Source organism: Shewanella sp. 10N.286.54.B9, from assembly GCF_041468565.1.
Lineage (GTDB): Bacteria > Pseudomonadota > Gammaproteobacteria > Enterobacterales > Shewanellaceae > Shewanella.
Map to the genome: position 1 here is coordinate 6,009 of NZ_JBFRIY010000064.1, position 13,106 is coordinate 19,114.

The 13,106-nt window shown below is 43.7% G+C and carries 9 protein-coding genes; 6 read left to right on the forward strand and 3 right to left on the reverse strand.

Translation table 11 applies throughout. From position 1 onward, the window contains the following. The first annotated feature begins 975 nt into the window (after positions 1 to 975). The 3 genes from AB4135_RS19455 (at position 976) to AB4135_RS19465 (ending at position 3,330) form a co-directional block, all read left to right on the forward strand. Entirely contained in the window at positions 976 to 1,545 is a 570-nt protein-coding gene (locus tag AB4135_RS19455; RefSeq protein ID WP_371995092.1) for a LemA family protein, read from the forward strand. Between the two features lie 73 nt (positions 1,546 to 1,618). After that, positions 1,619 to 2,641 (forward strand): DUF3137 domain-containing protein, encoded by a 1,023-nt coding sequence (locus AB4135_RS19460; protein WP_371995093.1) that lies wholly within the window; start codon positions 1,619 to 1,621, stop codon positions 2,639 to 2,641. After that, positions 2,638 to 3,330, forward strand: a complete 693-nt coding sequence (locus AB4135_RS19465) for a lytic transglycosylase domain-containing protein (RefSeq protein ID WP_371995094.1) — start codon at positions 2,638 to 2,640, stop codon at positions 3,328 to 3,330. Before AB4135_RS19460 ends, AB4135_RS19465 begins: the two co-directional genes overlap by 4 nt. Positions 3,331 to 3,356: 26 nt before the next feature. Here the strand turns inward: AB4135_RS19465 and AB4135_RS19470 are convergent, their stop codons facing one another. Beyond that, on the reverse strand, positions 3,357 to 4,739 hold the full coding sequence (locus tag AB4135_RS19470) for an MATE family efflux transporter (protein ID WP_371995095.1): 1,383 nt from the start codon (positions 4,737 to 4,739) through the stop codon (positions 3,357 to 3,359). 97 nt (positions 4,740 to 4,836) lie between these two features. Between AB4135_RS19470 and AB4135_RS19475 the strand changes: the two genes are divergently transcribed. From AB4135_RS19475 to AB4135_RS19485, 3 genes are all read left to right on the forward strand, one after another. Further along, entirely contained in the window at positions 4,837 to 5,733 is an 897-nt protein-coding gene (locus AB4135_RS19475) for a LysR family transcriptional regulator (protein WP_371995096.1), read from the forward strand. A gap of 436 nt (positions 5,734 to 6,169) precedes the next feature. After that, a complete protein-coding gene (locus tag AB4135_RS19480) occupies positions 6,170 to 7,564 on the forward strand; it encodes a M28 family peptidase (RefSeq protein ID WP_371995097.1) in 1,395 nt (464 codons plus the stop codon). A 20-nt stretch (positions 7,565 to 7,584) separates the two neighbouring features. Continuing rightward, positions 7,585 to 7,851, forward strand: coding sequence for a hypothetical protein (locus AB4135_RS19485; protein WP_371995098.1), 267 nt, complete (start codon positions 7,585 to 7,587; stop codon positions 7,849 to 7,851). Positions 7,852 to 7,927: 76 nt separating this feature from the next. Here the strand turns inward: AB4135_RS19485 and AB4135_RS19490 are convergent, their stop codons facing one another. Further along, the gene (locus AB4135_RS19490) at positions 7,928 to 8,770 is read right to left on the reverse strand and encodes a 23S rRNA (adenine(2030)-N(6))-methyltransferase RlmJ (RefSeq protein ID WP_371995099.1); all 843 of its coding nucleotides are present in this window, start codon (positions 8,768 to 8,770) and stop codon (positions 7,928 to 7,930) included. A 389-nt stretch (positions 8,771 to 9,159) separates the two neighbouring features. Further along, positions 9,160 to 12,594 (reverse strand): GEVED domain-containing protein, encoded by a 3,435-nt coding sequence (locus tag AB4135_RS19495; RefSeq protein ID WP_371995100.1) that lies wholly within the window; start codon positions 12,592 to 12,594, stop codon positions 9,160 to 9,162. Positions 12,595 to 13,106 lie beyond the last annotated feature (512 nt).

Below are 13,106 nucleotides of genomic sequence, written 5' to 3' on the forward strand. Positions count from 1 at the left end.
ACTTACAAAATAACTGTTCGTTGGGGATGACTCTAATATAGCGCCTACAAGCTGTATCTAAGCTGAACACTAAAGGCAGTTTAGATGAACAGTTATTCATGTTTAAACAATGTGTTAGTCATTATTAACGGCCAAAAAAAAGGACTCATGTTGAATGAGTCCAAAAGGGATTGATTGGTTAACAATGTTCGGTAAAACTTACAAAATAACTGTCCGTTGGGGATGACTCTAATATAGCGCCTACAAGCTGTATCAAAGCTGAACACTAACGACAGATTAGATGAACAGTTATTCATGTTGAAACAAGTGCTTAGTGGGTACTTTTAAGTAAATTCAGGCAAAAAAAAGGACTCATATTAAATGAGTCCAAAAAAGGGATTGATTGTCTAACAATGTCGCTTGGGATGTGATGATTATAGTCGCTCGTAACTGTATCCTTGCTGAATGAAAAGTAAGCGAGTTTGAGTCTGGTGCATTAAGTTCCGTGAGCAGGTCGTTAAGCCAGCTTTTCAAACCTTAATGCCGGTTTTTAGGCTTTAATAGTCCAATACATCACTAATTTCTTTATACATTGGCAATGAATAGCAACCTGATTGCAAGGCTGTACAAAAATGCACTAGTTTTGTTTTGTCATTAGTTACTGATTTAAATATGATTAATTTTAATTGCTGTTGGTAATTTGGTCGGTTAATGTTATTTGGCAAACCTAATCATTTAATGATGATAAGCCAGTACTATTAAGCAGTGAAATGTGATTTTATCGGCTTAATTAGGCCAACAACGTGAATTGTGAGTTAAAAAACACCAACAAAAAATGCAACTTAGTTAGCCTATTAGGCTGGATTTTGGCGGCTAAATAAGTAACAGTGTGGCTATTAAAGCCAATAGTCACGCGATAAATTGTAAGTTTCTCAGCGTATTGGTGAAGATGCCTCGATAGAAAGGCACGAATAACAACGATAAGGATATGTAGTAATGGAAGGTATTTTATTGGGCTTAGGCTTGGCAGTGATCATTGCTTACCTCTGGTATGTCAGCTTAATTAAAAAACGCAATACGGGTCGAGAAGCATTATCAGGCATCGATGTGCAGCTAAAAAAACGTTCGAACTTAGTGCCAAATATATTGAAGATAGCGCAAAAGTTTATGGACCATGAAAAGTCATTACTGACTGAAATCACCGAGCTTAGAACACAAGCAGTAGCGGGCTATAGCGACACTGACCCTGATGCCGTAAAAAAGCATCTGCAAGTATCTGAACAGCTGAATCAAAAAATGTCGCAACTTATGGTAAGCGTTGAAAATTACCCTGAACTTCGTTCAGACAATACCATGCTACAAGCCATGCAAACTTATAATGAAGTTGAAGCACAGCTTTCTGCCGCACGTCGTTTTTATAATAGCGCCGCTTCTGAACTCAATACCGCCGTTGAAATTTTCCCTGGTTCAATCATTGCGTCAATTGCAAATGTAAAAGTGATGCCTTTTTACGAAGCTGATGAAGCAGCGAAAGCCCCCGTAGATGCGGCTGACTATTTAAAGTAACGCAGAGCAAACAAACGCTTTGGCAATTGCATAAGCGTCTTACCCAATAAATACGATTTAACATAGTTACTTTATGAATATCTTTAGTTTTGTTTTTGGCGCACAGATCAAGGCCTTGCGTAGCGGTGACAGATTGCAGGCACCGAGTGGTGAGCTTGAAGCATTTAAAGCACACTACCAACAACATATTGAACCGCTAACCAGTAAGTTTGAAAGCGCACGAGTCGCGAGCCTTAAAGCCTGCCGTGGCAGGCTGTACTTAAGCGCTGCCATCTATGCAGCGTTGCTGCTGTTAGCCTTAATGTTTAAACCTATGCTTAATCTTGGTTCAGTACCGGAGCTGTTTTATTTAGCGCTGGTGGTATTGCTACTGCCCTTTATATGGTGGCTATATCGTCCAATCAAACACTATAAACAGGACGTCAAACAGCGAATTTATCCGCAAATATTTAAGTATTTTGGCAGTGACTTTATCTTTAGTCGTGAGCACAAAATGAGTTTGAGTAAATTAAAGGCATCTAAAATTCTGCCTTATTATGATAATGCTCACTTCGACGATTATGTACAAGGCACCTATAAAGGCGTTGAAATAGCGCTCAATGAGCTACACCTGACTAAACAGGTACAGCGTGATAAACGCACCGAAACTCAGACTGTTTTTAGAGGGGTGATGGTTGAGCTTAGCAGCCACAAACCGTTTGATGGTCATACTGTGGTGGTTAAGAATCGTGGTGGGCTGATCAATTTCTTATCAGGAAGCTTTAAGGGACTTGAGCGCGTAAAACTTGAAGATCCTATTTTTGAAAAACAGTTTGATGTGTTCTCTAGCGATCAAATAGAAGCGAGATTCCTACTGACGGTGACCTTTATGGAGCGTTTACAGGCATTATCTGCAAGCTTTGATAACAAGATCCAATGTGCTTTTTATCAAGACCGTCTACTGATTATGTTGCAGAGTAAAGATAATCGTTTTGAGATGGCGTCGATATTCAAAGGGGCGACTTTTGAGTATGAATTTAGCCAAATAAACAAAGAGATGAAGCAACTGTTCGCGATTGTAGACCTGCTAAAGCTAGATAGGTCGTTAGGGTTATGATTAAAGCTTTGCTGCTATGTACGCTTAGTCTTTTTAGCTTTTATAGCTGGGCACAAAGCAGTAAGCCACATTTTGTGGCTAAACCCTCTAACAAAAGTGTATTGGGTAGTAGCGCAAAAAGCGGTCGCTCTCAACCCGCTATAGCTGCACCAAGTAAGGTTTACCATTATCAAAATGCGGCTGGAGTGGTGGTTTTTTCCGACAGGCCACCAGAGACGGGTCATTACCAAGTACGCGTATATGACTGTTACGCCTGCAAACCCAACTCAAATATTAACTGGCAATCGATACCGTTATATACCCAGCAGTATAAAGATGACATTCGTCTCGCTGCGCGGACTTATCAGCTAGAAACCGCGTTAATTCGAGCGGTTATTCATGCTGAATCTTCCTTTAAAGCATCTGCAATCTCTAAGGCTGGCGCTCAAGGTCTAATGCAGTTGATGCCAGCAACCGCAAAAGAACTCGGAGTGAGCGACGCCTTTAAACCGAGTGAGAATATTCAGGCTGGCAGCCGTTATTTAGCTCAGCTTTTGGCGCGTTTTGATGGTGACATCACCTTGGCTTGTGCCGCTTATAATGCAGGGGCATCTAGAGTCGAGCAGTATCAAGGGGTGCCACCCTTTGCTGAAACTAAAGCTTATGTCGAACGGGTCAACATTTTGCTGCAGCGCTATCGTAAAACCTAGAAAGGCCTTCCAAGTACTGTTGAGTATTATGCAGTCGCAGCTTGTTGGATACTCATTGTTGAGTTGCCCTTAATTTGGCGCTGCTTGATGTCAAAGTAAACCATAGGCATAACGACCAAACACAGGGTTATATTTGACAGCGGCATGGCTAACCATACCCCATCTACCCCGATGATTTTGGGTAAAACGTACAGAAATGGCAGCTGAATTAGCATATTACTGCAGGCCACTATCAACGCCTTCTTACCTTGGTTTGTCGCCATAAAATACACCGAAGCTAGCGCAATAAAGCCATCTAGCGGCATTGCAAATAGGTGCATACGGATCCCATCCACTGCCGTCGATATTAATACCGGATCTTCACTGTTAAATAGGCCAACCATTAGCTCTGGCAAAAGATTGAGTAACAAGGTCCAGCTAATGCCAGCAATAAAAGTCACTTTGACTGACAGCTTGAGCATCTTGCTGATATTTTCATGCTGCTCTGCGCCGTAATAGTAACTCACAGGTGGTTGTAGTCCTTCGGCAACCCCTTCGGCGACAAAGTAATACAGCACCATCAAATAACCGACAATAGCAAAAGCACCGACAGTGATAGACGAACCGTAATCCATAAATAAACGGTTATGTAGTGCAAATACAAAACTAGTGTATAGGTACATAAACAGGCTGGATGAGCCAAGTAATAGTATTTGCCGACTAAAGCTTAGGTTGAATAGGGTGAACTTTGCTGGCCACTTTATGTTGCTGTAACCCGATAAAAAGTAACCTAAGCCTATCAGGCAGATAGTGATTTGAGCCGTTATGGTCGCAACCGCGGCGCCGGTTAATCCCATATCCCAAATACCAATGAAAAGGTAGTCTAATACGATGTTGATAACAGCGCCTAAGGCCATCAGTATTGTCGCTAAATTAGGGTTTTCATCGTTGCGAATTAAAAAGGGCAATGCAGCTGCTAGCACTGTTGCAATGGTACCCCAAGTAAATACCTCGATGTAGTCTTGTCCCATCTGTAGCGTCGTACCCATGCCGCCTTGGGCTTGCAGTAAGTAGGTACTGGTCAGTAAGATGATGATGGTGGAAGCAGCTGATAATAGCAGCATGACAATCATACTACTGGTCAGTATGGTTGGCGCTGTGCTCAAATCACCTTTACCGCGCTGTATCGACAATAGACCACCGCTACCCATACCGACCATAATGCCAAAGCCGACCATAAAGTAGATAACAGGCCAGGCCATATTAATGGCTGCGAGGCCTTCAAAACCTATGTAATGACCAATAAAGATTCCATCAACAATCTGATATAAGCCATTGACCAACATCGCTGCAATGGCAGGCAAAGTATAACGCCAGAACGTTTTCTTAATGGATTGGTCTTGCGCTGATGTTGGTGTGAATACTGACATTACTTTTACAGTGTTGAAGTAGGAATGTGGGCAGGTTACTCTGCTATTGAGATTGAACAAAGTTAGTTTCTATCTGTTTTTGATATAGGAGATTGTGGTGAACTGGACATTAGATGAACTAAACGCCTTTGTGTACTCGGTTAAATTAGGTTCTTTCTCTGCGGCAGGGCGGCGCATGGGTAAAGCACAGTCTCGGGTCAGCACGGCAATCAGTAATCTAGAAGCCGATCTTGGTTTTGAGCTGTTTGATCGTAGCGCTAAATTGCCAATACTGACTGCGCTTGGCGAAGAGATGTTTATTGAAGCGCAAGCGGTACTTGCCCAGTGCCAACGTTTACATGCTCGCGCAATGACCGCCACTTTAGGTGAGGAAGTAACACTCACGGTAGCAATGGACGAAGCGGTGCCTGTTAACGCATTTGAGAATTTTTTCCTACGAGTATCAACCCAGTTCCCTATGCTTAAGCTCACCATTATTAATGGCTCTCAAGAAGATATTGCTTTATGGGTCGATGAAGGGCGAGCGGACATTGGCATAATGTTTCATACTGCATTGTTACCTGATGCACTTGAATTCATGTCCATTGGGCAATTCAAACATAGCTTGGTGGTATCGCCCAAGCATGCACTCGGCCAGAGCCGCACGCCTACATTAGAGCAGTTAATGCAACACCGGCAATTGGCTATTTGTGACCGTACAGGCCAATCACAAAGTCAGCCTCTTTCACCAAGCTATTGGTATATCGATAGTTACTACTACATTGTCGCTTTAGTATTACAAGGCGTGGGTTGGGCACTTGTACCAGAGCATGTGGCAAAAACAGAATGGTACTCTAATGAGCTAGCACTGCTATCAACTGAGTATATTCCCGATCCGCTGTTGGTTGAAATTGGTGTGGTAAATCGCCGCGATAAAGAAATTGGCCCAGTAATGCGTTGGTTTTTTAAAGAATTAGATCTCTTACTTGCCGACAGTTATACCCGTTCTACTTGAAGATGCAGGGTTCAGTGGGAATTTAATGGGTTTTAATCAAGGCATTGATTGCGATTAATGGTCGTTCCCTTAGTAAAATCAATAACACAGAGTAAAGTCCATTAAAGCCCATCGCAGAAGGCTTTGTGCCAGCCCACTTCGTTGTTGCACTCACTTAAAAGGGAATAACCATTTCTACATCAATGCGCCTAGAATTGAACTGGCACAATGCCTCTGAAACGAGCATCTTCAGGTAGTACGGGTATAATACTAGCTGGATCTTCGATAGTTGCTGGAGAGGCGCAGCATAACTGAGTAAAACAGCCTGAAGCTGTGGTTGATGCCGCTAGCGTTTATTCACCGACATACCTGCTAACAATTGAGCGCATTACCATTGGCTATTCGTGACGTTGATTTGCTAAAGTGGTGCGTAAAATAACAACAAAAGACCTCTGCAATGAATATAGATCTAACTGCTTGTTTTCGTCGCTCCCTACTGCCTTTAACGACTGTCGCATTGACTGTTGTGGCCACGGTAACTATTGCCGCTGAATCACATGTTGCCCCCTCAGAAGAGGATATGCGACTGTATGATATTGCCACTGCGCCAAGCGCTACACGTTTGCATAGCGATGTTGAAAAGCTGGTTAGTTTCGGTACTCGACATACGCTATCTGATACAAAGTCAGACACTCAAGGCATTGGTGCCGCAAGACGTTGGATTAAAGCTGAATTTGAGCAGATATCTAAAGCTTGCGGTGGTTGTTTAGAGGTGATCACCCTCGGTGATACGGTTACGGGAAAACGTATCCCAAACCCGACTGAAGTGGTCAATGTTATTGCGATTCAACGCGGCAATTCAGATCCTAAACGCGTGGTGATGATGAGTGGCGATATCGACTCGCGAGTCACCGATGTGATGAACGCGACCTCAATCTCTCCCGGAGCCAACGATAATGCCTCTGGTGTCGCAGGAGCCATAGAAGCGGCGCGAGTGTTATCGCAATATCAATTTAACGGCAGTATCGTGTACGCCGCGCTTTCAGGTGAAGAGCAGGGCTTATATGGCGGCGCAACATTAGCGCAATACGCGCAAGATAAAGGCTGGCAGGTGCAGGCCGTTTTGAACAACGACATGATTGGCAATATTGAAGGAATTAACGGCGTTATCGATAATCACTCGGTGCGGGTTTTCTCTGAAGGTGTACGTATTGCAGAAACCAAAGATGAGGCCAGAGAGCGCTATTTTAGCGGCGGTGAAAACGATTCAGCGTCACGTAACCTTGCCCGTAAAATCAAAACGCTGGCCGATCAATACATGACAAACCTCGATGTCATGTTGGTGTACCGTTTAGACAGATTTGGTCGTGGTGGTCACCATTTACCATTTAACAAAGCGGGTTTACCTGCGGTGCGGATAATGGAAACTAATGAGAACTATAACCGCCAACACCAAGATATTCGTGTTGAGAATGGTATCGCCTACGGTGATGTTATCGAAGGTGTCGACTTCAACTTTAATGCCAAACTAACTGCACTCAATGCCATTAGTTTGGCTTCAATGGCATGGGCGCCCGCGCCGCCAACAGAGGTTAGCATTAAAGGTCAGGTATCGCCGAGCACGACTTTGAATTGGACTCATGCTTCGCAAAAAGATGTTGTAGGCTATCGGGTGTACTGGCGACTAACCACTGAGTCAGAATGGACCCACAGCCGCTATGTCGGCAATAAGACTGAATTTACTCTAGATAACATGGTCATAGATAACTACCTGTTTGGTGTGGCCAGTGTCAGCGCCAATGGCAATGTCAGTCCTGTTGTTTTCCCTGGTGCAGCGGGTGCATTTTTTTAGTCATTTTATAAAGGAAAAATATGAAAAGGATTTCAGCGATATTGCTAACGCTGCTGATTGGTATTAGTTCGGTCGCTTGCTCGTCACGGACCGCCATGAATGCCGGTTGCGACTTTGTCACCACAGCCCATGATAAAACGAAACAAGATGAAAGAGGCTATTCAAGTGGCGAAAGTCATATTGTAGAGACCAGTATCCTTACTGCCATTATCGGGATTTTTGTTCGAGAGGCTAATGATAACGATGAATGCATGGAGCCGGCACAGTATGTGGCGCATACAGACTGATATTGTGACTAAATCAAAACAGCCCATGCTAATGACTTAGATGGGCTGCTATATTTAATCTGTGAGTGGCGGAAAACTACTCGGGCACTTCTTGCTTTACCACTGTTTTACCACCGTTTTGTCCAATTCGTCGCTCAAGATAGTCGAGCATCTCTTTAGCGATAGTATCTAACTGCCAAGGTGGGTTGATAATCCATAACCCCGCTGCCGTCATGCCAAATTCATCGCTATCAGGCTTAATTGACTGTTCGATACGTAACTGATTTTTAATGCCGCTATCGCTAAGCAGCTTAAGCATACCTTCTGTTTGCGCGCGGTCGACCACTGGATACCACAGCATAAATACGCCAGTAGAGAAGCGTTTGTGCGCCTTGATAATCGCTTTAGCGACATCTTGGTAGTCGGTTTTAATTTCGTAGCTAGGGTCAACTAAAATTACGCCGCGACGCTCTAGTGGTGGCACTGCTGCAATCATACCTTTAAGGCCATCGCCCTTAATCACTTTTACGTGTCTGTCACCGGTAAACTGCTCATCCAATGTTAAAAAGTCAGTACCGTGCAGTTCGTGTAATACCATGCGGTCTTTTTGGCGCATGTTCATATCAACAAACGCAGGAGAGCCAGGGTAAAACTCTAACTCTTGTTTACCTTGATTAAAGTGCGTTACGTCCGCGATGTACTGCACTAAAGACTCAGGTAGGTCATTGCGATCCCATAATCTGGCGACACCGTCTAAATACTCACCCGTCTTTTTAGAAAACTCATCGGTAAGTGCATAGCCGCCAGCACCAGCGTGGCTATCAATATAAGCCATCGGTTTGTCTTTTTTATGCATCAATTTCAGCACTTGTAGCAAAATAGCGTGCTTAAGAACATCGGCATAATTGCCAGCGTGATAGCCGTGACGGTAACTTAACATGAGAATTCTTTGTCAATGATTGTAAGAAGCGCAAAGTATATCTTAAGCCACTTGAAAGTGCAGGTTTCTGTCGGGATTTAATCTACTTCAGGTGCAGTTTTTGCAGGCTTACTCGGTGTAAAACTAGCTCGACAGAGCGTCAGTAATTGATTGTAAATATAGTCATTCGAGCATGTATGTTATTGGTGTTTAATTATTACGGCTGGTTCAAAAAGGAAGGGTGTTTTATTGGGTCTTATGGAAGCCATCGACATAATAAGCGCAGAGTAAGAGGGGGAGTGATTTAAATATGGCTCTCCTCATCCTGCTGTAAATTAGATAGCAGGAGAGGAGTCGCCATTTAGTATGCTAATTATGACTAATTAGTTTTTCTGTTTCTCGTTTTGTTATTACTGGTAGTCAGCAACAAAGTCGGTACCTGTTCCCTGTCCGCTGATCAGGAAGTAATGCCATCCTGAGCGTGGGTTAGTTACAGTGATTACTTCATCATTGCTGTTAGCTGTAACTGAAGAGTTTTGGTTATTACTTGTACTCGGCCAGCCGGATGCTGATTGGTAGAGACTTGCATCACCGTCACCACCGCTGGTTTTAAGAGTCAACAGAGTTTGACCTGCAGGAACATAAAGACCGAGGTAAACTTGATTGCCACCTAAACAAACGGCTTGTCCATCAGTCACGTTGCCACGAGTCTGCGGGTTTAATGTCGCACACGCGTTTGGCGTTGGTGTCGGGGTTGGATCCGGGTCGACAACACCGCCATCTTCATAAGTACCTGTGAGGGTTACATTGTCGGATGCTGAGTAGCCCTTCACTGTCACATAGTAAAGCCCACCTGACTGGGTTAGTTTAGAGCTGTCACAAGTTTCATCGCGGTTGCCACCTGTATATGGACGGCAATCGTAAACGTTATCAGTCGCAGCTTCACCAAAACGTACGTATAGATCTGGGTCTCCAGTACCTGCGCCCATATGAACATTCACATTTTTGGCACCGGCAGGTACGTTAAATGTAAAGGTTTTAGACTCTTTAGAAGCAACATTAATTCCCGTTTTAGTGACACCATTCGCTAAATCTGAAGGCGTTACTGGGTCAGTCGTATCTGTTTTTAGCTCTACGGTAAAGTCTTCAACTTCACCCCAGGTAATACGGCCGCAAGAGGTGGTGATTTTTTCGTAGCTTTGCACTACACGCATTCTTGTTTTGCCGGTTAGCGCTGTGGTTGGCACTGTAAACGGACGTTCGATAGCGTTGCTAGTATCTGCATTGATCCAATAGACCACATTCTCTATTTCGTCTTCTGCAAATAAGCCATCTTGGTTCATATCGATATAGACTTTCCATTCAGCATTGTAGGAAGTGTCGGTACCTGTTGCCCCTTGACGGAACGAAACAGTATTGTCACCGTAGTTAATTGGTAACACAGTTGCAGTATGATCTGTGTAACCGGCAGAGCCTGAGTCGATACTGACGCCATTAACTGTCACGTTGGCTGTATATTGGAACTTAGAATTAAAGGCATAAGCGCTACAGTAGTTTTGACCTGCAGGCGCAGTTACTTCGACAACCTTAGTTAGCGTATGCTTGTCGCCATTTTTTAAGGTAACGGTTAACTTAACTGTATAACTACCTGCAAATGAGTATGTATGCTCTGGGTTAAATGAAGTGCTAGTGCTTGATTGGCTGTAGTAACCGTCACCAAAGTCCCATTCAACAGATGCAATATCTGAGTTGCTCGCAGAGCCGTCGGCAAAACTTACTGTTAAGTTATCAGTAGTAATATTTGCTGCAAAATTTGCAGGGCTTGGTTCTTTTATAATATTGATGTTGTAGTCTTCTACTTCGCCAAATACAACGTCACCGCAAGCACCCAGCTCAGTTTCGCCCGCGCGTACTTTTTCAGATTGAATAACACGCATACGTGTTACACCAGCCAAGGCCGTATCTGGGATGGTGATACTGGCTAACATCGGCTCACGAGATGATGGGTTTCTTGGTGTTGAAAAGTGTAAGCGCTCGCCCGGATCATCAAAGCTGTTGTTCTGGTTTAAATCAACAAACACTGCCCAGTGATCTGAATAAGGCCCATGGCTACTGCTTCTAGTGCCTTGGACCAATTCAATACCTGTTGGAGTGTTAGTATGGATAGTGAACGGTGTTAGTTCAGTCTGATCGGTATAAAGTCGAGAGCCAGAAGTATGCGTTAGGCCATTAACGTTAACACTGGATGTGTACTGGTAAAATGAATTGCCACTTTTAGCCGAACAGTAACCAGAGCCTGTAGGCGCCGTGACTGTAATATCTTGAGTGGTGGTATTGATTAAACCGTTATTATCCGTTGCAGTGAAACGTGCGGTATAAGTACCTGGAAACTGATAAGTGTGGGTCGCGCTATAACCTTCAGCGTATGGCTTATTATGGTAGACACCATCGCCAAAATCCCAAAGTGTTGAGACAATATTGCCATCTGTGTCGTTAGCTTGGCCTTCAAATGTCGCAGCTAATAGCTCAGATGCTTCAGCTGCTACAGTGATGGTCGCGGTTGGTGGGTTGTGAGCTGCAGTACGGAATGCTGATAGCGTTGTCACTCTTTCATTGTGGAGGCGTGCGTTATCATTTAAATCTGCGGTACCACCTGTATAGCCTTCATAGACCTTGTTCGGGTTAGACCAAGCGTTTAGCTGAGTACCAGTACAAGATGTAGAAGTTGCCATCATGGTGCGCCAAGTATTGTTGGCATTACAAAAGCCGTGTCCGTATGCATATGGAGTGCTAGTACTATCAGCTGCGGTGTCATGACGAGCACCAAAAAGGTGACCGAGTTCATGAGCAAAGGTATTTTTAAAGGTTCCCCAACTACTCATTGTAAAAAGTGCATTGCTCTGATCTGCACCGACTTCACCTGCCCAGCCGGCCCATGGAGAGCTCGCATTCTTGTCAGTTAAAAGCACCATAACATCAGCGCTATGTTGGTCTCTCAAGCTCTTGAGTTCGACCCCATAACCATTCGGTGCTAATGGATTTGGATTTAGTAACCAGTCACTAGTCGCTTGGTTAAGCATGACAGAGTTATCTTCTGACATATCACCAGTCGAGACATAGCCAGTTTGGTAAGAGTGAACGATATTAACGGTTGCATCAATACCACTGGCTATGTAGCTATCGTTGGTGTCTTTTTCCATTAGTGCGATATAAGCGGCAACATCACCGACCTCTGTAGCTAATTTTGCAGTGTAGGCTACAATAATCGTCACTTCACGATCATTCGCAGCCATGGCTACACTGTTAAAAGCAGCCATACCAGCAAGGCCTTCCCGGCCATTAACTGATGAGCGACTCTCTGGCGAACTTTTGCTAGCCGGACGGTCGGAAGAGTCTACAGGTGAGTTATCTTCAACAAATTTACTTAATGTATAGCCACCGTTAGCTGATGAGCTTAATAGGTAACCGCTGTGGCCTAGATAGATTTTCGCGCTGTATTTACCTTTCGACTTAACCATAGATAGTCTTGCTGAGCCATCATTGGAACGACCATCAATATAGGTTAGATCGCTATTTTTTACAGTGACCTTTGTTAACTGAATCTGTACATCTAGATTATCAACGGTGAACTTTAGGTAGTTACCGACTTCTAATGCGTTGTCTAGTGCATGGTTAAGCTCAATAGTTTGAGGAGTCGAGCGCTGACCTCTTTCAACATTGAGCTGATTGGCAGAGCTTTCAAAGTTGATTGCGTTATTGAACAGTTTCACTTCTTCAGCGACGGAAGAGAACGAAACCGCCAAAGCTGATAGTAGCGCGAGATTTTTAAGCTTGTGATTTGGCACTGATAATTCCTTATTCAATTGAATATTAAGCAGCTCCCCTAAACCTTACGTCTCACTGTTTTTTTTAGCGTTTTCTTTGCAAGGCTGAACTGCTAGAGATGTGAAGAGAGTCGATGTACCTATTTAGGTTAGCATAAAGTATACAATATTAAATAATAAATTTAACAATTCTGTAACTTATTGGTGTTAGTCATCGTTGTGGTAATTGCTGTAAATCCCAGATTAACAGCGAGTGGCGAATCAGTATGAAAAGTGCTCAGGTTGAAAGGTGTGCTTTTGTATAAACCTAATTATGGTTAGATAAGAAACAGGGTCTCATCTTTCTAAGGAGAGCATGCTACAGGTATATTTAATCAACACTTACTTATTGAGACATGCTCTAGTTTTGAACTTGCGACATAGCCAATGAGACAATGCACTCACTCATTCAGCCAATTGTGACTGCTTTAGATTGAAACTTACCAAGCGTAAGCACTTAAAAAGCAGATTACAGGGCGCTATAGGGGGGGGGG